Genomic DNA, 255 nt, shown 5'->3' with positions numbered 1-255 from the left:
GAGGCAACTTATACTGATTCTGTTGCCGATGGCTCCTGTGCAAACGAATCCGTAATCACAAGAACTTGGACGCTTGTCGATGACTGTGGGAACGAGACTAACCTAGTGCAGACGATAAACGTCGTGGACACTACTGCGCCTACCTTTACGGTCCCTGCTGGTACCACTATCGAGTGTGACCAGGATCCTACCGATCTTTCTATTACTGGTGACGTGACAGATGAGGCGGACAACTGCTCAAATGGATTGGAAGCA

Annotated in this window: 1 protein-coding gene; it reads left to right on the top strand. The window is 49.8% G+C overall.

Features of this window, described 5'->3' with window-relative positions; genetic code table 11:
- Positions 1 to 255: hypothetical protein (locus AB9K26_RS00020; protein WP_369970508.1), on the top strand; the 255-nt coding region annotated here is incomplete at both ends.

The sequence above is a fragment of the Psychroserpens sp. XS_ASV72 genome, assembly GCF_041224425.1.
Classification (GTDB): Bacteria; Bacteroidota; Bacteroidia; order Flavobacteriales; family Flavobacteriaceae; genus Psychroserpens.
Note: the sequence above shows the minus strand (reverse complement) of the source record. Positions and strands in the feature narration are given on the sequence as shown.